At 62.8% G+C, this 19,172-nt stretch carries 19 protein-coding genes; 12 read left to right on the forward strand and 7 right to left on the reverse strand.

Features of this window, described 5'->3' with window-relative positions; translation table 11 throughout:
- Nucleotides 1–242: 242 nt before the first annotated feature.
- The 5 genes from BUA38_RS24310 to BUA38_RS24330 all read left to right on the forward strand — a co-directional run bounded on the left by BUA38_RS24310 (nucleotide 243) and on the right by BUA38_RS24330 (nucleotide 6,947).
- Nucleotides 243–1,130: a sulfite exporter TauE/SafE family protein gene (locus BUA38_RS24310; RefSeq protein WP_083587742.1), complete on the forward strand. Its 888-nt coding sequence runs from the start codon at nucleotides 243–245 to the stop codon at nucleotides 1,128–1,130.
- Nucleotides 1,131–1,259: 129 nt separating this feature from the next.
- Nucleotides 1,260–2,021: an SDR family NAD(P)-dependent oxidoreductase gene (locus BUA38_RS24315; protein WP_072821888.1), complete on the forward strand. Its 762-nt coding sequence runs from the start codon at nucleotides 1,260–1,262 to the stop codon at nucleotides 2,019–2,021.
- 120 nt (nucleotides 2,022–2,141) lie between these two features.
- Nucleotides 2,142–2,978, forward strand: coding sequence for an enoyl-CoA hydratase family protein (locus BUA38_RS24320; protein ID WP_072821890.1), 837 nt, complete (start codon nucleotides 2,142–2,144; stop codon nucleotides 2,976–2,978).
- 288 nt (nucleotides 2,979–3,266) lie between these two features.
- On the forward strand, nucleotides 3,267–5,618 hold the full coding sequence (locus BUA38_RS24325) for a bifunctional salicylyl-CoA 5-hydroxylase/oxidoreductase (RefSeq protein WP_072821892.1): 2,352 nt from the start codon (nucleotides 3,267–3,269) through the stop codon (nucleotides 5,616–5,618).
- Nucleotides 5,619–5,696: 78 nt separating this feature from the next.
- Complete coding sequence (locus BUA38_RS24330; RefSeq protein WP_072821894.1) at nucleotides 5,697–6,947, forward strand: flavin-dependent oxidoreductase; 1,251 nt, start codon at nucleotides 5,697–5,699, stop codon at nucleotides 6,945–6,947.
- 56 nt (nucleotides 6,948–7,003) lie between these two features.
- On the opposite strand, the gene BUA38_RS24335 is transcribed toward BUA38_RS24330, so the two are convergent.
- From BUA38_RS24335 to BUA38_RS24345, 3 genes are read right to left on the reverse strand one after another with little or no spacing between them, the layout of a single operon-like run.
- Nucleotides 7,004–7,423 carry a GIY-YIG nuclease family protein gene (locus BUA38_RS24335; protein ID WP_338076282.1) on the reverse strand — a complete coding sequence of 140 codons (420 nt, stop codon included), beginning with the start codon at nucleotides 7,421–7,423 and terminating at the stop codon, nucleotides 7,004–7,006.
- Between the two features lie 46 nt (nucleotides 7,424–7,469).
- Nucleotides 7,470–7,925 carry a cupin domain-containing protein gene (locus tag BUA38_RS24340; RefSeq protein WP_072821896.1) on the reverse strand — a complete coding sequence of 152 codons (456 nt, stop codon included), beginning with the start codon at nucleotides 7,923–7,925 and terminating at the stop codon, nucleotides 7,470–7,472.
- 26 nt (nucleotides 7,926–7,951) lie between these two features.
- Nucleotides 7,952–9,127, reverse strand: a complete 1,176-nt coding sequence (locus BUA38_RS24345) for an ABC transporter substrate-binding protein (protein WP_072821898.1) — start codon at nucleotides 9,125–9,127, stop codon at nucleotides 7,952–7,954.
- A 252-nt stretch (nucleotides 9,128–9,379) separates the two neighbouring features.
- On the opposite strand from BUA38_RS24345, the gene BUA38_RS24350 reads away from it, so the two are divergent.
- The 5 genes from BUA38_RS24350 (at nucleotide 9,380) to BUA38_RS24370 (ending at nucleotide 13,591) form a co-directional block, all read left to right on the forward strand.
- The gene (locus tag BUA38_RS24350; protein WP_072821899.1) at nucleotides 9,380–9,871 is read left to right on the forward strand and encodes a MarR family winged helix-turn-helix transcriptional regulator; all 492 of its coding nucleotides are present in this window, start codon (nucleotides 9,380–9,382) and stop codon (nucleotides 9,869–9,871) included.
- A 178-nt stretch (nucleotides 9,872–10,049) separates the two neighbouring features.
- Complete coding sequence (locus BUA38_RS24355) at nucleotides 10,050–10,868, forward strand: alpha/beta hydrolase (RefSeq protein WP_072821900.1); 819 nt, start codon at nucleotides 10,050–10,052, stop codon at nucleotides 10,866–10,868.
- 10 nt (nucleotides 10,869–10,878) lie between these two features.
- Nucleotides 10,879–11,349 (forward strand): GNAT family N-acetyltransferase, encoded by a 471-nt coding sequence (locus tag BUA38_RS24360; protein ID WP_072821901.1) that lies wholly within the window; start codon nucleotides 10,879–10,881, stop codon nucleotides 11,347–11,349.
- 96 nt (nucleotides 11,350–11,445) lie between these two features.
- Complete coding sequence (locus BUA38_RS24365) at nucleotides 11,446–13,128, forward strand: benzoate-CoA ligase family protein (protein ID WP_072826394.1); 1,683 nt, start codon at nucleotides 11,446–11,448, stop codon at nucleotides 13,126–13,128.
- A gap of 19 nt (nucleotides 13,129–13,147) precedes the next feature.
- Nucleotides 13,148–13,591, forward strand: a complete 444-nt coding sequence (locus BUA38_RS24370) for a RidA family protein (RefSeq protein WP_072826395.1) — start codon at nucleotides 13,148–13,150, stop codon at nucleotides 13,589–13,591.
- 13 nt (nucleotides 13,592–13,604) lie between these two features.
- Here the strand turns inward: BUA38_RS24370 and BUA38_RS24375 are convergent, their stop codons facing one another.
- Complete coding sequence (locus BUA38_RS24375; protein WP_083587743.1) at nucleotides 13,605–14,627, reverse strand: CHAD domain-containing protein; 1,023 nt, start codon at nucleotides 14,625–14,627, stop codon at nucleotides 13,605–13,607.
- A 119-nt stretch (nucleotides 14,628–14,746) separates the two neighbouring features.
- Between BUA38_RS24375 and BUA38_RS24380 the strand changes: the two genes are divergently transcribed.
- Together BUA38_RS24380 and BUA38_RS24385 are read left to right on the forward strand one after the other, a co-directional pair.
- Nucleotides 14,747–15,475 carry a Crp/Fnr family transcriptional regulator gene (locus tag BUA38_RS24380; protein ID WP_072826396.1) on the forward strand — a complete coding sequence of 243 codons (729 nt, stop codon included), beginning with the start codon at nucleotides 14,747–14,749 and terminating at the stop codon, nucleotides 15,473–15,475.
- A 99-nt stretch (nucleotides 15,476–15,574) separates the two neighbouring features.
- Complete coding sequence (locus BUA38_RS24385) at nucleotides 15,575–15,829, forward strand: hypothetical protein (RefSeq protein WP_072821905.1); 255 nt, start codon at nucleotides 15,575–15,577, stop codon at nucleotides 15,827–15,829.
- 10 nt (nucleotides 15,830–15,839) lie between these two features.
- On the opposite strand, the gene BUA38_RS24390 is transcribed toward BUA38_RS24385, so the two are convergent.
- From BUA38_RS24390 to BUA38_RS24400, 3 genes are read right to left on the reverse strand one after another with little or no spacing between them, the layout of a single operon-like run.
- Entirely contained in the window at nucleotides 15,840–17,321 is a 1,482-nt protein-coding gene (locus BUA38_RS24390; RefSeq protein WP_072821907.1) for an ATP-binding cassette domain-containing protein, read from the reverse strand.
- Complete coding sequence (locus BUA38_RS24395; RefSeq protein WP_072821909.1) at nucleotides 17,321–18,247, reverse strand: branched-chain amino acid ABC transporter permease; 927 nt, start codon at nucleotides 18,245–18,247, stop codon at nucleotides 17,321–17,323. The genes BUA38_RS24390 and BUA38_RS24395 overlap by 1 nt, the downstream gene beginning before the upstream one ends.
- Nucleotides 18,248–18,249: 2 nt before the next feature.
- On the reverse strand, nucleotides 18,250–19,125 hold the full coding sequence (locus BUA38_RS24400; RefSeq protein WP_072821911.1) for a branched-chain amino acid ABC transporter permease: 876 nt from the start codon (nucleotides 19,123–19,125) through the stop codon (nucleotides 18,250–18,252).
- Nucleotides 19,126–19,172 lie beyond the last annotated feature (47 nt).

Genomic DNA, 19,172 nt, shown 5'->3' on the forward strand with positions numbered 1-19,172 from the left:
GGATGATCGGCCGCGCCCGCTTGCATAGGCTGGAATCACCCCACGACGCCGACGGGTAGAAGGATTATGCTTTTTTCGTGGACGCTATTGCGGCCCCGGAAAATATATTCCTACCTATGACCGGGATCCCGACACCATGCTCGGGCATTGTATGTGCGGTGGGATAGTGGAGGGGCTTCGTCATGGCTACTTGGCCGCAAGGTCGTGATGCTGTTCCCCTGCCAAGACGTTAAGGGACGCCTGTGATCGATCCTGTCTACGTGGCATCGGGCTTCAGCGTCGGGCTTCTGGTCGGCATGACCGGCGTCGGCGGCGGCTCGCTGATGACGCCGATCCTGATCATGCTGTTCGGCATCCATCCGTCCACGGCGGTCGGCACTGATCTGTTGTATGCGGCGGCGACCAAAACCGGCGGCGGCCTCGTCCACGGCTGGGCCGGCACCATCTACTGGCGGGCGGTGCTTCGTCTGGCGGCCGGCAGCATCCCCGCGAGCATCGTGACGCTGCTGGTGCTCTGGCAACTCGATCTCTCGGCCGAAGCGGCACGGGGCCTGGTCAATTCGGTGCTGTGTTTCGCGCTGCTGTTGACCGCAACCGCGCTGATCTTCCGCAAGCTCGTGATCGACAAATTGCGCGTACGCATGGAGCGCGTGGACGATACGACGATTGCGCGCGCCACCGTTTTCGTAGGCGTCGTTCTCGGCGTGCTGGTCTCGATCTCTTCGGTCGGCGCCGGGGCCGTCGGCGTCACCGCATTGCTACTGCTCTATCCGCAACTGCCGATGGTGCGCATCATCGGCTCCGACATTGCCCATGCGGTGCCGCTCACACTCGTCGCCGGGATCGGGCACTGGTTCATGGGCTCGACCGACTGGCAGTTGCTGGGCGTGCTCCTGATCGGCTCGCTGCCGGGGATCGCGATCGGCAGCTATTGCGCGGTGCGCGTTCCCGAAACCGCGCTGCGGCTGCTGCTCGCCGGCATTCTGATCGTGGTGGCAGGAAAACTCGGCTCGGAGCAATGGCGCTCCCCAGCGCCGAATGTTGCGGTCACGACCGAGCGTGCGTCGGCCGCCACGCAAAGCGCCCCGCAGATCGTGCCGGTGGCGATCGGCTCCCATTCCGGCAACTGACCCGGCAACTTACGTCAGCCGTCCATCGCCCCGTCCCCTGACCGTGCGCGATTTTCCGGATTTGTTTGCCAAAGCTTGAAGTATAAAATATATCCGCACCCGAGGGCTTTCATTCGGGGAGAAGCGCGCATGGTGGAACTGCCGAATTCCCCGCATGCGGTCGTCACCGGTGCGGCGCGCGGCATCGGCCGCCAAATCGCGTTGCAAATGACCGGAGCCGGCGCCGTCGTCACCGCGCTCGGCCGTCAAACGGCTGCGCTGGAAGATCTGGTGGCCCACGGCGTTGCGCATTCTTATGTTACGGCCGACGTGACCGACCAGGCCGCGGTCGTTGCGGCAATGCGAGAAGCCGCCGCTCGCCAGCCGATCGATATCCTGATCGCCAATGCCGGGGCGGCCGAATCCGCAAGCTTCGCCAAATCCGACGCGGCGCTGTTCCGGCGCATGATGGACGTCAACTTCATGGGCGTGGTGCACAGCATTCAGGCGGCATTGCCCGCGATGCGCGAGCGCCCCTTCGGCCGCATCGTCGTGATCGCTTCGACCGCTGGCCTCAAGGGCTACGCTTATGTCAGCGCCTATGCCGCCGCCAAGCATGCGGCGATCGGTCTGGTGCGCTCGCTGGCGCTCGAGCTTGCGTCGACGCGCATCACCGTGAATGCGGTCTGCCCCGGCTTTACCGACACCGATCTTGTTGCCGGCAGCCTCGACACCATCATGAAAAAGACCGGCCGCGATCGCAGCGCCGCCGTCGCCGAGTTGACCAAACATAATCCGCAAGGACGCCTGATTTCGCCGACTGAGGTTGCCGACACCGTGCTGTGGCTGTGCGGCGAGGGTGCAGGCGCCGTCACGGGTCAGGCGATCGCCGTTGCCGGCGGGGAGATTTGACGCGTGTAAAGTCAATTTGGACGTCATTGCGAGCGCAGCGAAGCAATCCAGAAATTGGATGAAGTGGTCTGGATTGCTTCGTCGCTTTGCAATGACGATATAGGTTCGCAAGGAGAGCTCATGAGCCAGCCAGCCAATTCCGTCACCTTGCCGCTTGCGCAATATCAGCCACGGCACTTCCTTCTGAAGGTCGAGGGCAACGTCGCTGCCGTGACGCTCAACCGTCCCGAGCGGAAGAATCCGCTGACGTTCGAAAGCTACCGCGAACTGACGGATTTTTTCCGCGCCTGCGCCTTCGACGATGAGGTCAAGGTGATCGTGGTGTCAGGCGCCGGCGGCAATTTCTCGTCCGGCGGCGACGTGTTCGAGATCATCGGACCGCTCGTGAAGATGGACACCAAGGGCCTGACCGCCTTCACCCGCATGACCGGCGACCTCGTGAAAGCGATGCGGGCGTGCCCGCAGCCGATCGTCTCGGCCGTGGAAGGCATTTGCGCTGGCGCCGGCGCGATCATCGCCATGGCCTCCGACATGCGGCTGGCTGCGTCAGGCGCCAAGGTCGCCTTCCTGTTCAACAAGGTCGGGCTCGCCGGCTGCGACATGGGCGCGTGCGCGATCCTGCCGCGCATCATCGGCCAGGCGCGCGCCTCGGAATTGCTGTTCACCGGCCGCTTCATGAGTGCCGAGGAGGGCGAGCGCTGGGGATTCTTCAGCCGCATCGTTGCGCCAGCTGACGTGCTCTCGCAGGCGCACGCAGTGGCCAAAGACATCGCGGCGGGGCCGACCTTCGCCAACACCATGACCAAGCGCATGCTGGCGATGGAATGGGCGATGTCGGTGGAGGAGGCGATCGAGGCCGAGGCGATCGCGCAGGCGCTGTGCATGACCACTGAAGATTTTACGCGCGCCTTCGAGGCCTTTGCCAACAAGCAGAAACCTGACTTCAAGGGGAATTGAGGGCTGGTTTCTGGCTTTACGCTGGAAGCGCAGGAGGCCATCCTTCGAGACGCCGCGCGCACCCGAGCAGGCCGAGCGATGGCGAAGCCGTCGCGAACGGTGCAAATATATGACGCGGCTCCTCAGGATGAGGTCACGGCAAGACCAAGACCCTCACGGTGAGGAGACGCGAAGCGTCGTCTCGAACCCATGAGGCCGGGCCGAGGCGGCCGAAGCCGCTTGCCGCCGAGATGTTTTAGGTTTAAAACAATTTCCGGTGTTCGATAAAGCGCGGGAGAAGAGGTTCCCATGAAGGTCGCGATCATCGGCGGTGGACCTGCGGGTCTTTATGCGGCGATCCTGCTCAGGAAGCAGCGCCCCGAGGCCGACATCACGGTTTATGAACGCAACCGTGCCGACGACACCTTCGGCTTCGGCGTAGTGTTCTCCGACGCAACGCTGGACAATTTCGAGAAATACGACCCGCCGAGCTACCGGCGCATTACCCAGGAATTCGCCTATTGGGACGATATCGCCGTGCACTTTCGCGGCACGGTGCATCGCGTCGGCGGCAACGGCTTTTGCGGCTGCTCCCGCCGCCAGCTTTTATTGATTTTGCAGGAACGCGCGCGAGAACTCGGCGTCAAGCTCAACTTCGAAACCGAGATCGATGATGAGGCGCGCTTTGCCGATGCGGATCTCGTGGTGCTGGCCGACGGCATCAACAGCCGCTTCCGCGAGAAACATGCCGCGCATTTCGAGCCCAAGGTCGATCTGCGTTCCAACGTGTTCGCCTGGATGGGCTCGACCCGTCCGCTCGATGCCTTCACCTTCATTTTCCAGGAAACCGAGTGGGGCCCGTTCATTGCGCATGCCTATCAATATGAAGTCGGGCGATCGACCTGGATTTTCGAGACCGACCCCGAGACCTTCAAGCGTGCGGGCCTCACCGGCCTTGACGAGAAACAATCCGCCGACCGCATGGAGGAAATCTTCGGCTGGTTCCTCGAAGGGCATCCGCTGCTGACCAACCGTTCGATGTGGCGGAATTTTCCGATGATCCGCAGCCAGCGCTGGGTCAAGGACAACATGGTGCTGCTGGGCGATGCGAAGGCGACCGCGCATTTCTCGATTGGCTCCGGCACTAAGCTTGCGATGGAAGACGCGATTGCGTTGTCCGACGCCATGCAGAGCGCGCCCACGGTTGACGCGGCGCTTGCGCTTTACGAGAAGGGCCGCCGCGAAGAAGTCGAGAAGACCCAGCATGCCGCCGACGTGTCGCTGGTCTGGTTCGAGCACGTCGACCGCTTCTGGGATTTCGATCCGGTGCAATTTGCCTTTGGCGTGATGACGCGCGCCAAAGCCATCACCTATGACAATCTGACGCTCCGCGCGCCTGATTTTGTAGGCCAGGTCGACAAGGCCTTTGCGCGTCATGTCCGTCAGCAAGGTTTCGACGTCGACGCCGAAAAGCCGCTGACGCCGATGTTCCAGCCATTCCGGTTGCGCGAGATGCAGCTTGCCAACCGCGCGGTGGTCTCGCCGATGTGCATGTACTCGGCGAAAGAGGGCGTGCCGCAGGATTTCCATTTCGTGCACTACGGTTCGCGCGCGATCGGCGGCGCAGGTCTCATCTTCACCGAAATGACCTGCGTCGGCCGCGATGCCCGCATCACGCCCGGCTGCACGGGTCTGTGGAATGACGAGCAGGAAAGCGCCTGGCGACGCATCGTCGATTTCGTGCATGCGAATTCCGCTGCAAAGATCTGCCTTCAGCTCGGTCACGCCGGCCGCAAGGGCGCGACCAAATTGATGTGGGACGGCATGGATCGTCCGCTGGAACAGGGCGGCTGGGACGTGATCTCGGCCTCGCCGCTTCCTTACTTTCCCGATAGCCAGGTGCCGCGCGAGATGGACCGCGCCGCGATGGACAAAGTGAAAGGCGAATTCGTCGCCGCGGCCAGGCGTGGCGAAGCCTGTGGCTTCGACATGCTGGAGCTGCATTGCGCCCATGGCTACCTGCTGGCGAGCTTCATCTCGCCGCTCACCAATCAGCGCACCGACGAATATGGCGGTTCGCTGGAAAACCGGCTGCGTTATCCGCTCGAAATCTTCGAGGCGATGCGATCGGCCTGGCCGCCGCACAAACCGATGTCGGTGCGCATTTCCGCAACCGACTGGGCCGAGGGCGGCATCACCGGGGACGACGCGGTCCAGATCGCACGCGCTTTTGCCGAACGCGGCGTCGATCTCGTCGACGTCTCGACGGGGCAGACCGTGCGCGACGCCCAGCCGATCTATGGCCGCATGTTCCAGACGCCGTTTTCCGACCAGGTCCGGAACGAAGCGCGGGTGGCCACCATGTGCGTCGGCAATATCACGACCGCAGATCAGGTGAACACGATTTTGGCCGCCGGCCGCGCCGACCTCGTCGCGCTTGGCCGCCCGCATCTGGTCGACCCCGCCTTCACGCTGAAGGCCGCCGCCTGGTATGGCGCCGCGGATACGTTCTGCCCGCCGCAATATCTGCCGGGCAAGGACCAGATTTTCCGCAACAGCGTGCGGGACCGGCAGGATTTCGAGGAGCTTAAAATTAAGGCTAAGCCGAAGACCCGCGCCGAGCTCAAGGCGGAGGCCACAAAGCCGCTTGCCGCCGAATAGGCCGGATGGCACGCTAAATCGGCTCCCTCGCCTGAGGCGGGGAGGTGAGAGTGGTCGATAGTTGAGTGGAGTAGAGCGATGAAGGCGATCATCGTCGGTGGCGGTATCGGCGGTCTGACCACCGCCCTGATGTTGCGGACGCGCGGCATTGCCTGCGAACTATTCGAGCAGGCCGACACCATCCGCGAACTCGGCGTCGGCATCAACACGCTGCCGCATGCCATCCGCGAACTGGCGCAGCTCGGTCTCCTGCAAAAGCTCGACGCCGCGGCGATCCGCACCGACGTGCTTTATTATCTGAACCGCCACGGCCAGGAAGTCTGGCGCGACGTTCGCGGCATCGATGCCGGCCATGACGTGCCGCAGTTCTCGATCCATCGCGGCCGATTGCAGAGCGTGATCCACCAGGCGGTCGAGGAGCGGCTCGGCAAGGAAGCCATTCACACCGGCCATCGCCTCGGCGCGTTCACCCAGGACGAAGGCGGCGTGTCAGCGCATTTCTTCGACCGCACCGGTAGCCATATCAAGACCGTGCGCGGCGACATCCTGATCGGCGCCGACGGTATTCACTCGCGCGTGCGCGAGACGTTGTTTCCGAATGAAGGTCCGCCGTGCTGGAATGGGCTGATGCTCTGGCGCGGCGCGCGCGACTGGCCGATGTTCCTGACCGGCCGCTCGATGATCGTCGCCGGCGGCCTCAATGCCAAGGTCGTGGTCTATCCGATCGCCGAAGGCTCGAGCCCGTCGAACCGCCTGACAAACTGGGCCGTGCTGGTCAAAGTCGGTGACGGCAATTCGTCCCCGCCGCGCCGCGAGGACTGGTCGCGGCCCGGCCGGCGCGAGGAATTGATGCCGCATGTCGCGCGCTTCTCGGTGCCGCATATCGATGTCGCGAGCCTGATCACGGCGACGCCGGAATTCTATGAATATCCGACCTGCGACCGCGATCCCTTGCCCTATTGGTCAAGCGGCCGCGTCACGCTGCTCGGCGATGCCGCGCATCCGATGTACCCGGTCGGCTCGAACGGCGCGTCGCAGGCTATACTGGACGCGCGCTGCCTTGCGGATCTGCTGGTGCGATCGGAGCATCCGCGTCAGGCGCTGGTCGAATATGAGAAGAAGCGCCTGCCGATGACCGCCGAGATCGTGCGCTCCAATCGCCGCGGCGGACCGGAAGGGGTAATCGATGCGGTCGAGCAGCTCGCGCCGGATGGATTCACCGATATCGAAAAAGTGCTGAGTTATTCGCAGCGCGAGGCCATCGTGCGCGGCTACGCGACCAAGGCCGGTTTTGCGGCGGTGCCGGGATTGGCCGCGGTGAGGGGGTAGCTATCTACCGGCCTCATCCTGAGGAGGCCGCAGCGCGGCCGTCTCGAAGGATGATTTTAGGATCGCCGCTTCGCCAGCGTCTGAAGCTTTGTGAAGTCGCCGCGAATGAAGGCTAGTTTCTTCACCCGGCTCCATCCTTTAAGCTTTCGCTCGGCTGCAATGGCATCCGTAACGTGGTCGAACCACTCGGAAAAGATTAGTTGAACTGGGCGCCGCGAGTGAGTGTATCCCGCAAATGTCCCAGCATTGTGTTGGGCGATTCTTGCCTCGAGAGACGTTCGCGTCGTGCCGACATAGAGACTTTCGTCGCTGCATTTGACGACATAAAGATAAGCCCCGTCCGACATTCGGGCCCTCATCCTTCGAGACGCGACGAAGGGGTGTCGCTCCTCAGGATGAGGGGACGGAAGTGTCTGCCAAGCTACCCGATGCTCGGCCTCATGGTTCGAGACGCGCGAAGACGCGCTCCTCACCATGAGGGTCTGGCTCGGTCCCGCCAAAGCAGGGCGACGGAGAAGCGCCTCACGCGCCCGGGGGCGGGGGCAGGAAGTGGATGTTGTGTTCGGCGGCGAGCGCCACCACGGTTTCCGGAGTCTGTTCTTTCAAATTGTGAATGCCCCAGAACAGATCGTAGAGCTTCTGCGTCGGCGAGACCCAGAACAGCACCTTCACCACCTGATCGGACTTGTTGAAGATGCCGTGCGGAATGCCCATGCCGAGCCGGACCAGATCGCCGGGCGTTGCCTGCGCGTCGGCGCCGCCGAGCATGAAGTCGAGCTTGCCTTCCAGCAGATAGAGATATTCGTCCTGGTCGGGATGGATGTGCGGCGGCACGAAGGTGCCGGGCGGGAACGTCGCATGCCACGAGAAGGAGTGGTCGGTGTGGTGTTTCGGCACATAGGTCTGGCCGAGAATGTTCCAGGAGATGCCCTGAATGCCTTCATTGGCGCGGGTGATGCCCGTGATCTCGCTCGTCATACTCGTTCACTCCCTCGTTTATTTACTCAGTTTCCCGGCACGCATTCCTTGGCGTAGCGGTCGCCGTAATTCTCGAACACCTTCTGCACGATTTCGGTCTGGAATTTGCCGTCGGGCCGCTTGGCGACCTTGGTCAGGTAAAAGTCCTGGATCGGATAGCCATTGACGTTGATCTTGAAGTTGCCGCGGAGCGAAGCGAAATCGGCTTTCTTCAACGCAGTTGCGACCGCATCCTTGTTGGCTAGGTCGCCCTTCACCGCCTTCACCGCGCTGTCGATCAAAAGCGCGGCGTCATAGCCCTGCATCGCATAGGTGCCGGGCACGCTGTTATAGGCGGCCTCGTAGCCGGCGACGAATTTCTTGCTTTGCGGATTGTTCAGATCTGGCGCCCAGTCGGCGCCGCCGAACATGCCGACCGCGGCGTCCTGCTGCGCCGGCAATGTCGATTCATCGACCGTGAAGGCGGACAGCACCGGGATCTGATCGGCAAGCCCCGCCTGTTTGAACTGCTTCACCAGGCTCACGCCCATGCCGCCGGGCATGAAGGTGAAGACGGCGTCAGGCTTGAGCGAGGAAATCTTGGACAGCTCGACCTGGAAATCGAGCGTCCCGAGCGGCACGTAGCTCTCTTCCACGATCTCGCCCTTGTAATCGAGCCTGAAGCCAGCCGCCGAATCCTTGCCGGCCTGATAGTTCGGCACCATCACATAGACGCGCTTGTAACCGCGGTCCTGCGCCACCTTGCCGAGGATCTCGTGCACCTGGTCGTTCTGATACGAGGTGACATAGAAGAACGGGCTGCAATTCTTGCCGGCGTAGCTCGAGGGCCCGGCATTCGGTGAGATCAGGAAAGTCTTGGTGTCGGTGACCGGCTTGTGGATCGCCTGAAGGATGTTGGAAAAGATCGGACCGACGACGAAATCGACCTTGTCGCGCTCGAGCAGGCCCTTGACCTTGGTGACAGCGGTGTCCGGCTTGAGTTCATCGTCGGAGACGACGACCTCGACATCGCGGCCGCCCATCTTGCCACCGAGGTCCTTGACCGCGAGGTTGAAGCCGTCGCGCACCTGCGCGCCCAGCGATGCTGCCGGGCCCGACAGGGTCAGGATCAGGCCGATCTTCAGCTTTTCCTGCGCGGCCGCCGGGTGCGCGAACATCCCGCACGCAACCGCGAGCGCGGCCCATTTCAACTGCTGACGCATCACTATTCTCCTCTTAGATCACCCGCCCGCTGGCGCCTTCCTTGGCCAATACCTTATGCCGATGACCGTACGACCGGCAAGCGACCGCTGTCGCGCCGCGGCTTGTCCAAACGTTAACATGCAAGGGCCGCGCCAATTGTTTGAAACTTAAAGAAATTCGGAAAAATCGGCCGAACGTGCGGCCATGATCTGCGTTTTGACTTGAAGCGGCGCTTCAATTACGTGAAGTTCAATCATCAGCATGGTTACGACATGATCCTCGATTCCGAGACCAAGGCCGTGGAGCTTCCCGGCGATCACGGCGACGAGCTCCGGCTGTGGCTGCGGCTGTTGACCTGCACGACCCTGATCGAGGGCGAGGTGAGAGGCCGCCTGCGCGAGCGGTTCGATGTCACGCTGCCGCGTTTCGACCTGATGGCCCAGCTCGACAAGGTACCGGACGGCATGACGCTGTCGGATGTCTCCAAGCGGATGATGGTCTCTAACGGCAACGTCACGGGTCTGGTCGAGCGGCTGGTCGAATCCGGCCATCTCGACCGGCGCACCTCGGCGAATGACCGCCGCGTGCAGGTGATCCGGCTGACCAAGGCCGGCCGCGCCGAATTCCGCAAGATGGCCGCCGAACATGAAAGCTGGATCGCCGATATTTTTGCCGGCCTGTCGCCGAAAGACGTACGCGAGCTGATGCGGCTGTTGGCCAAGACCAAGGCGTCGGCGCAAAAATCCGCGCAGAGCAGGGCGTAGACGTGGGCTAGTACCGCCGATCTGAAGTCCCTGCACCACAAGCGGCGAATTCGACCAGGGACTTCAGATCGATAAAGCGGTACTAGAAACTAATAATTTTTTGCTGGTGCCCATCACTTTCCGAAGTTCGTGAAGGTGGGTGCTGCGATGGAGCACGAACTTCGGAAAGTGGGCACCAGTGATCGACTACGAGGTCGAATATAACAACCGCGCCCGCGTGCCGGAAAATCCGGAATTGATGGCGGGCTGGGCGCGGGATGCTACGGCCTATCGCGAGACGCACGTGGCGCGGCGGATCGCGTACGGGTCCGGCGCGCGCAACGTGATCGATGTTTTTGCGGGTGAGAGCGGAAACAATGACAAGCCGCTCGTCGTCTTCATTCATGGCGGTTACTGGCAGGCGCTCGACGGCTCCTGGTTCAGCCATATGGCGCGCGGGCTCAACGCGCACGACATCACGGTCGCGGTTCCGACCTACGATCTCTGTCCGCAGGTCTCGATACCCGACATCATCATGCAGATGCGGGAGGCGATGCTTGAACTGGCAAAGCTCTCTCCGGCGCTGATCGTCAGCGGGCACTCTGCCGGCGGGCATCTGGCCGCCTGCATGCTCGCAACCGACTGGAAAGCGTACGATGACGGCTTGCCGCCGCAGCTCGTGCGCGCGGCCTACGCGATTTCCGGCCTGTTCGAGCTCGAGCCGCTGGTTCCGACCTCCATCAACAAGGCTCTTCGTCTCGATCAGGCTACGGCCCGCGCGGCCAGCCCGTTATTATGGACGCCGCCGTCGCACGGTAGCCTGGATGCGGTGGTCGGCGAGGCCGAGAGCGCCGAATATCACCGGCAGAGCCGCACCATCGCGGACGTCTGGGGCGAGGCCGGCGTCGCCACGCGATATGGTGCGGTTCCGTCAGCCAATCATTTCACCGCGATTGCGCCGATGGCCGATCCCACGTCGGCGATGACGTTGCGGCTCAAGGAATTGGCAAGGGCGTGACGGGCTGGCGATGACAGGCATCCGCATCGCGCATTTGATGGAATGCAAGGATTACATTCCAACGATCGCGGCTTGGCAGCAGGCAGAATTTGGCTATCTCAATCCCAGTGGAACCGTTGAAGAGCGCGTCGAGCGTTTGAGCAAGGCGAACGACCGGCAGCGGTTACCGATATCGTTGGTCGCCATCAGCCCGGATCGGAATGCGCTGGTCGGTTCGGCGAATGTCGTGGCGACCACGCTCACCCACAAGCACCTCACGCCATGGCTATCCTCGGTGTTCGTGCCCGCGGAGCAGCGCGGCAAGGGAATTGCGTCCGCCCTGACACTCGCTGCCGCTTCCGAGGCCCGCCGCCTCGGCTTCGAGACGATCTATCTTTTCACGCCGCGCAATGAAGCCCTCTATGCCCGCCTGGGATGGGCGACATTCGACCGCGTGATGCTCGGCGGCGTGTCCGCTGCGGTCATGGCGAGAGCCGCCTGATTTCGGTGCAAAAAGCCCAAAGAAGGGCACTTGCGCCAAATTACTTTAAGTATAAAATGATTTCCGAAACCGTCCCGAAACCGGGAGACGATGGAAATGTCAGGTCGAATTTCCGCATCACTTGGCCCATCGGGCCATGTCGATGATTTTGCCCGGCGCAACCTGCCGCCGTCCGGGTTATGGCCGGAGCTCCTGCTCGATCGCTCCGAGTTTCAATATCCGGAATATCTCAACGCTGGCGTCGAACTGACCGACCGCATGGTCGAAAAGGGATTCGGCGACCATACCGCGCTGATCGGCAACGGCCGTCTGCGCACCTACAAGGAATTGGCCGACTGGTCGAACCGTCTGGCGCATGCGCTGGTCGAGAATTACGGCGTCAAGCCGGGCCATCGCGTGCTGATCCGCTCCGGCAACAACCCGGCGCTGGTGGCCGCCTGGCTCGCCGCGACCAAGGCGGGCGCGGTGGTCGTCAATACCATGCCGCTGCTTCGGGCCGGCGAATTGAGCAAGATCATCGACAAGGCGGAAATTTCGCTGGCGCTGACCGATAGCCGCATCGCCGACGAACTTGTCGCCTGCGCCAAGACCAGCCGCTTCCTCAAGCAGGTCGTCAATTTCGACGGCACGTCCAACCACGACGCCGAACTCGACCGTGTGGCGCTGAGCAAGCCGGTGCGTTTCGAGGCGGTGAAGACTGGGCGGGATGACGTGGCGCTGCTCGGCTTCACATCGGGCACGACAGGCGAGCCAAAGGCGACGATGCATTTCCATCGCGATCTCCTGATGATCGCCGATGGTTACGCCAGGGAAGTATTGGGCGTCACGCCGGATGATGTGTTCGTCGGTTCGCCGCCGCTTGCCTTCACCTTCGGGCTCGGGGGGCTTGCGATCTTTCCGTTGCGTTTCGGCGCCACCGCCACGCTGCTCGAAAACGCCGCACCTCCGGAGATGATCCGGATCATCGAGACCTATAAAGCCACGATCTGTTTCACCTCGCCGACCGCCTATCGCGCGATGATGGCGGCGATGGATCAGGGCGCGGACCTGTCGTCGTTGCGGCTCGCGGTGTCCGCGGGCGAGACCTTGCCGGCGCCGGTGTTCGAGAGCTGGACCAGGAAGACCGGCAAGACCATTCTCGATGGCATCGGCTCGACCGAGATGCTGCACATCTTCATCAGTAACCGCGAGGGTAGCGCGGCCGCGGGTTCGACCGGAACGCCGGTCACGGGCTATGAAGCCAAGATCGTCGATGAGAACATGAACGAGTTGCCGGCGGGCGCGATCGGCAAGCTAGCGGTGCGGGGGCCGACCGGTTGCCGTTATCTCGCCGACTCCAGGCAGACCAACTACGTGCGGGACGGCTGGAATCTGACCGGCGATTCCTTCACCCGCGACGAGCATGGCCGTTTTTCTTTCGTGGCGCGCTCGGACGACATGATCATCTCCTCCGGTTACAACATTGCCGGCCCCGAGGTCGAGGCCGCGCTGCTCAGCCATCCCTCTGTTGCGGAATGCGGCGTGGTCGGCGCGCCGGACGAGGCGCGCGGCATGATCGTCAAGGCTTACGTGGTGACGGCCGCCGGCATCACGGCGAGCGAGGCGCTGACCACCGAGTTGCAGGAATACGTCAAGCAGGCGATTGCACCATATAAATATCCGCGCGCGATCGAATATGTCGCGCAATTGCCAAAGACCGAGACCGGCAAGCTGAAGCGCTTCGCCCTGCGCCAGATCGCGCAAGGTGTAAGTCCTTCGCCGGGCGTCGCGGCTGAATAGATCTCAAGGAGAGTTGCCGGTGAACCCCTCGAAAGGCCAGGTCTCTGCCGTTCGCTCCGAAAGCGAGACGGGCGTGCGCATTCTGCAACCCGGCGGCTGGCCGACGCCCAAAGGCTACGCCAACGGCATGGCCGCCGAAGGCCGGCTGGTGGTGACCGGCGGCGTCATCGGCTGGGACGTCCATGGACACCTGCCGCCGGATTTCGTGGCGCAGGTGCGCCAGACCCTGCGCAACATCGCCGCCATTCTCACCGAGGGCGGCGCGAAGCCGGAGCATCTGGTTCGACTGACCTGGTACGTCGTCGACATGGACGAGTATCTCGCAAGCCTGAAGGCGCTTGGGCAGATCTATCGCGAGATCTTCGGCGCGCATTATCCGGCGATGGCGCTGGTTCAGGTGGTGCGACTGGTCGAGAAAGCGGCCAAGGTTGAAATCGAGGCGACGGCCGTCGTGCCGCGCTAGCCCACCTTCTGCGCTAGCCCACTTTCAGCGGTTCGAGCCTGCCAAGACCGTCGTAAGCCTTGACCGCCTTGCCCAACAGACGCTTCTTCTGCTTGCCGTCGAGCAGGAGGTCGCTTCTATTCATCTGATCTTCGCCGAATGCCGCCGCGAGCGCGCGGCGTCTTGCATCGTCGTTCAACTGTCCAAGCGACTTCTGCGTCGTGCGCAGGAGTTTCAGCATCGTTTCCCGGGCGGGGGCCTCGTCTGGTGGGGCCAGTTGCTCCGCCGCCTCGATGGCGTAGCTCAGCCGCTTGTTGGCGAGGCGCACGCGGTGGCGCTTGCGTGTGCCGAGCTCTTCGAGATTGCGGCTTTTCTTCAGGAGTTTCTTCCGCCACGCCTGCAATGTATCGGCGCAATATTCGCCGGCCGGCCGGGTACGCTGCGCGACGGCCATTTTGTTGCGTTTGCGCGACCAGTCGCCGCTCTCGATCCAGGCCGTGATGTCCTTGATCAGTTGCCGATACCGTGGCGAGCGCAGCGCGCGGGTCAGGTGGCGCTGGCAGGCGGCGCGCTCCTGTTTCCAGGGCCGGTCGTTGATCGATCCCTTGACCGTTCCCTTGACCGCTCCCTTGGGCTTGATTTTCGCCAGCCGATCCAGCGCGACGTCGAGGTCGCGAACGATGCCGAGGTGGGCGCGCAGCCACTTCAACTCCGCCGCCAGCCGAATTTGCTCGTCGCCCTCGACCATCGGCGAGAACAGGGCAATGGTCGTCCGCAGCCGGGTCATCGCGACCCGCATGGCGTGCAGTGCCGCCGGATCCCCCGCTGCCGTACCTTCATGCCGGGCCGTCAACTGCTGGAGATAATGGGCTGCGGCGGCCCGAAATGCCGCCTCACAGGTCATTGAGGTCGTCAGCGGCGGGGGCTGCTTTATCGAAGTTTTAACGTTGACGGGGGGCTTCATGGGAACAAGGTGCCCCGCGGGGTGTCCAATGACAACAGGGCTTGTCCCTGGCCGATCTTTGCGGCAGTACTCTAAAAATGCCTGAATCTGCATTCAGGACTAAGCTTTTCCAAGCGGTGGGCAGCCGCATTGTTGTCCGGCCGGACGATCAGACGGCTATCAGGCCAAGATTTTCGCGTAAAGCGCATTCATATCCGGAGAACTGGCAGGCCGTGTCCCAGGACAAGACCATCGAGCCCAGGCATGTGGCCGGCAGCAAACTCGCCGTGCTGCGCGCCCACCCGATTTTCAGCGATCTTGACGCCGAGGCGTTCGAGCAACTTGGCCGCTACGTCAAGCCCGCCACCTTCAAGCGTGGGGCCACGATCTTTTCCAAGGGCGATCCCGGCAACAGCCTGATCGCGGTCATTTCCGGCACGGTGAAGATCAGCGTTTCCTCGCCCGACGGCCGCAGCGCCATTCTCAACCTGATCGGGCCCGGCGAGATTGTCGGCGAGGTCGCAGTGCTCGATGGCCAGGCGCGAACGGCGGACGCGACCGCCAACAGCAACTGCGAAATCTTTGTCATCGATCGCCGCGAATTTCTGCCCTTCGTGCGCTGCCAGCCCGCCCTGGCGATGAAATTCATCGAACTGTTATGTACGCGGCTGCGCTGGACCTCCGACCAGGTCGAGCAGGTCATCTTGCAGGATCTGCCGGGCCGGCTCGCCAGCGCGCTGATCAGGCTCACCGAGCGGCACAAGGCTGCAAAGGACAGCCGCACCATCGCGGTCACCCAGCAGGAAATCAGCGAGATGGTCGGCATGTCGCGTGAGAGCATCAACAAGCAGTTGCGCGCCTGGGCGATGCGTAACTGGGTCCGCCTCGAACACGGCGCGATCGTCGTGCTCGATCTCGAGCCGTTGCAGGAAATCGCGGGCACGGCTCCGCAGGATGATTAACGACCGGTTAGCTCGATCATGGTGTGAACCAGCTCACACGCGCATGATGGACGGCAGGGTATGGATGGTGCGGGGACTATCCTCACCGTGGAGGCGTCCATGCATGCTCCGTACGACAAGCAGCGTAAAACGAGTGACCGCACCGGGCCGAAAAGCGGGGCTGGATTTCTGATCCTGACCGCCATCGCTGCGCTTGTACTGATCGTTCTGGCGACCTTCCATCCCAAGGCGTCGATCTGGATCTCGCAGGCCGTGCAGGCGGAATTCGGCGGCTACGGCATTGCCGATGACATGCCGGTACAGACCGCGCAGCCGGACATGGCGATTCCGATGCGAACCGTCCACGCCCAATGAGATTCTAACGCTAGAGATAACCTTCGCCGGCCTCGGCTGCGAACCGGCCCGGATCGCCTTCCCAGACAATCCGGGCGTGTTCGAGCACATAGACGCGGTCGGCGTGCGGAAGCGCAAACGTCACGTTCTGCTCCCCGAGCAACACGGTGATGTCGGTGGTCTGACGCAAGCGCTCGAGCGCTTTCGACAGCGTCTCCAGAATCACCGGCGCAAGTCCGAGCGTCGGCTCGTCGAGAATCAGGATCTTGGGCTGCATCATCAGCGCGCGCCCGATCGCGAGCATCTGCTGCTCGCCGCCTGACAGCGTCTGTGCGAGCTGGCCTTGACGCTCCTTCAGGATCGGAAACAGTTCGAACAGCCAGGCGAGATGTCTTTCCCGCACCTCGTCGGTCAGATGCTGGCCGCCGAGGTCGAGATTTTCCCGCACCGTCATCTCGCCGAACAACTCGCGAGATTCCGGACATTGCACGATGCCGCTGCGCGCGATCTTGGCGGGGCTGGTGCCGCGCAGCTTTTCGCCGTCGCGGACGATCTCGCCGCTATAGGGCAGGAAGCCCGAGATCGTGTTGAACAGCGTGGTCTTGCCGGCGCCGTTCAGTCCGACGACCGAGATGAACTCGCCATGGTGGATGTGGATCGAGACGTTCTCCAGCGCCTGCGCCTTGCCGTAATGCACGCTGACATTCTCGACCTGAAGCAGCGGCACCTTGTCCTTGAAAGACGTCTCGGGCCGGGCCGAGGTCTCGATCGCGCCGCCGAGATAGACGCGGCGCACGGTTTCGTTGCGCATCACCTCATCGGCGCGGCCGGTGACGATCTTTTCGCCGAGATACATCGCAAGCACACGGTCGACCAGCGCCGCAACGCTCTTGACGTTGTGGTCGACCAGGAGTACCGCGCGGCCTTCGTCGCGGAAGCTTCGGATCAGTTCCGAGAAAGTGCCGACTTCGGCGAGCGTCAGCCCGGCAAAGGGTTCGTCGACCAGCACCACCTTGGGATCGCGCGCGATCGCCTTCGCAAGCTCGAGCCGCCGCAGATCGGCGAAAGGCAGTGTCGGCGGGCGGCGATCCATCACCGAACCAAGGCCCACGCGGTTGGCGATCCACTTGGCGCGCTCGGTCAGCGCCTTGTCCGGGAACAGCATGAAGAGCGAGTCCGGCAACAGCGCCACCATGATGTTTTCCAGCACCGTCTGCCGGTTCAGCGGCCGCGAGTGCTGGAACACCATGCCAAAGCCCATGCGCGCAATTCTGTGCGCCGGAAGACCTGCGACGTTCTCGCCTTGAAACGTCACGGTGCCGGACGTCGGGCGTTCGATCCCCATGATCGATTTCATTGCGGTCGACTTGCCGGAACCGTTCGGGCCGATCAGACCGAAAATCTCGCCGGCATGAACCTCCAGGTCGAGGTTCTTCACGGCCGTGAGCCCGCCATAGCGCTTGGTGAGGCCGCGGACTTCGAGGACGGGTGCGTTGCTGGTCGTGGTGTCCATTATTTGCGCCCTTCATGCGAAAGGGCTGCGCCCAGGAAGCCGCCGGGGAAGAACAGGACGACGAGCAGCGCGACCGCCGAGACGATGAAGGTCGCAAGCTCGCCGGTCGGGCGCAGGAATTCGCCAGCGACGATCAGGAAGATGGCGCCTAACGCGGCACCCAGAACGGTGCGGCGTCCGCCGAGTACGGCGGCCACGATCACGTTCACGCCGACCGCAACATCGACCACGGTGCCGACCGATGCGGTGCCGAAGTAAAACACCAGCAGCGCGCCGGAAAGGCCGGAGAAGAACGCGGAGACGATGAAGGCGGCGAGCTTGTGCTTGACGATGTTGAAGCCGAGCGCGCCGGCCTGTACCGGGTCCTGGCCGCTCGCCTGCAAGACGAGGCCGACCGGCGATTGGGACAATCCATAAAGGACGAGCGCGCTGATCGTCATGAAGCCGAGCGCGATCCAGTAATTCGCGCTGGCATCGATCGTGATCACGTCGGGTATGGTCAGGCCGATCTCGCCGCCGGTGAGATCGGCGAACACGACGATGAAGTTTTGCAGCATCAAGACGGCAACCAGCGTGGTCAGGCCGAAATAGGGGCCGCGGACACGAAGCGCCGGCAACGCCAGCACGACGCCGGCGATGACGGAGGCGAGCGCCCCGAGCACGATGCAGAGATAGACCGACCAGCCATACTGGTTGTTGAGGATGCCTGCGGTATAGGCGCCGACGCCGATCAGGAAGGTCGGGCCGAAATTGACCTCGCCGGCAAAGCCGAACAACAGGTCCCAGGCCATCGCGAACACGCCGAAGTAATAGGCGACGGTGAGCAGCCCCAGCACATAGCCGGAGACATAGAGCGGCAGCGTTGAAGCGATGATGACAACCGCGAGCGAAATGAAGAACAGCCGCGATTTGAAAAACCCACCCATAGTTAGCGCCTCCCGAGCAGGCCCTGCGGCCGCACATACATCACGGCAACGAGGAGCAGGAGGGCAGGGATGGTCCGGTAGGCCGGCGAGATCAGGTAGGCCGTGACGGTTTCGAGATAGCCGACGACGAAAGCGGCGATCAGCGAGCCGGAGACGCTGCCGAGACCGCCGAGCACGACGATCGAGAACGCGCTCGCGGTCAGCGGCCCGACGCTATAGGAGCTGACGCCTAAGAACATGCCGAGCAGCACGCCGGCAATGCCGGCGAGGATGCCGTAGATCGCCCAGACCACGATATAGATGTTGCCGAGCTCGAGGCCGAGCAGGGTGACGCCGCGCGGATTCATCGAAGCCGCGAGCACCGCCTTGCCGGTCTTGGTGCGGTTCACCAGCAGCCAGAGCAGCGCGATGACAAGGCAGCAGACGAAGGCGGTGAATATCTCGTTGCGCGGGGTGCGCACGCCGAGGATATCGACGACGCCTTCGACGATCGGCAAAACGGTCTTGGCGTTGTTGGTGAAGAAGTAGGCGATCAGCTCCTGGATCATGATGCCCCAGAGCAGGGTGCCGGTGAGGACGAAGATTTCCTTCTCTTCATTCGGGATGCGCCGCGACTTCTGGATCGGCTGAACCACTGCAAAGTAAGTAATGAGCGCCGATATCAGCGCGACGCCGACACCGAGCAGCGCGCCCGAATATGTGTCGAGGTGCAGCACGCTCGCTGCCGCCCACGCGGCCACCGCCGCCAGCACCATGATGGCGCCGTGCGACAGGTTGAGCACGCCGGAGACGCCGAAGATGAGGGTGAATCCGGTCGCGCCCAGCGCATACAGCGCGCTGATGGCAAAACCGTCGATCAGAATCTGAAACGCAAGCATCTATCGGCCGCAGCAGCCCCCGCTGCCCCCTTCGAGAAATTCGCAAA

Source organism: Bradyrhizobium erythrophlei (assembly GCF_900142985.1).
GTDB classification, from domain to species: Bacteria; Pseudomonadota; Alphaproteobacteria; order Rhizobiales; family Xanthobacteraceae; genus Bradyrhizobium; species Bradyrhizobium erythrophlei_B.

What these genes read in the sequence shown, in the direction of transcription:
- BUA38_RS24335 (WP_338076282.1), bottom strand. Translation starts at nt 7,423, where the DNA reads ATGGTGAGGAGCGCGTCTTCGCGCGTCTCGAACCATGAGGCCGAGCAT.
- BUA38_RS24375 (WP_083587743.1), bottom strand. Translation starts at nt 14,627, where the DNA reads ATGCAGATTCAGGCATTTTTAGAGTACTGCCGCAAAGATCGGCCAGGG.
- BUA38_RS24345 (WP_072821898.1), bottom strand. Translation starts at nt 9,127, where the DNA reads ATGCGTCAGCAGTTGAAATGGGCCGCGCTCGCGGTTGCGTGCGGGATG.
- BUA38_RS24400 (WP_072821911.1), bottom strand. Translation starts at nt 19,125, where the DNA reads ATGCTTGCGTTTCAGATTCTGATCGACGGTTTTGCCATCAGCGCGCTG.
- BUA38_RS24360 (WP_072821901.1), top strand. Translation starts at nt 10,879, where the DNA reads ATGACAGGCATCCGCATCGCGCATTTGATGGAATGCAAGGATTACATT.
- BUA38_RS24325 (WP_072821892.1), top strand. Translation starts at nt 3,267, where the DNA reads ATGAAGGTCGCGATCATCGGCGGTGGACCTGCGGGTCTTTATGCGGCG.
- BUA38_RS24390 (WP_072821907.1), bottom strand. Translation starts at nt 17,321, where the DNA reads ATGGACACCACGACCAGCAACGCACCCGTCCTCGAAGTCCGCGGCCTC.
- BUA38_RS24330 (WP_072821894.1), top strand. Translation starts at nt 5,697, where the DNA reads ATGAAGGCGATCATCGTCGGTGGCGGTATCGGCGGTCTGACCACCGCC.
- BUA38_RS24395 (WP_072821909.1), bottom strand. Translation starts at nt 18,247, where the DNA reads ATGGGTGGGTTTTTCAAATCGCGGCTGTTCTTCATTTCGCTCGCGGTT.
- BUA38_RS24320 (WP_072821890.1), top strand. Translation starts at nt 2,142, where the DNA reads ATGAGCCAGCCAGCCAATTCCGTCACCTTGCCGCTTGCGCAATATCAG.
- BUA38_RS24385 (WP_072821905.1), top strand. Translation starts at nt 15,575, where the DNA reads ATGCATGCTCCGTACGACAAGCAGCGTAAAACGAGTGACCGCACCGGG.
- BUA38_RS24365 (WP_072826394.1), top strand. Translation starts at nt 11,446, where the DNA reads ATGTCAGGTCGAATTTCCGCATCACTTGGCCCATCGGGCCATGTCGAT.
- BUA38_RS24315 (WP_072821888.1), top strand. Translation starts at nt 1,260, where the DNA reads ATGGTGGAACTGCCGAATTCCCCGCATGCGGTCGTCACCGGTGCGGCG.
- BUA38_RS24340 (WP_072821896.1), bottom strand. Translation starts at nt 7,925, where the DNA reads ATGACGAGCGAGATCACGGGCATCACCCGCGCCAATGAAGGCATTCAG.
- BUA38_RS24350 (WP_072821899.1), top strand. Translation starts at nt 9,380, where the DNA reads ATGATCCTCGATTCCGAGACCAAGGCCGTGGAGCTTCCCGGCGATCAC.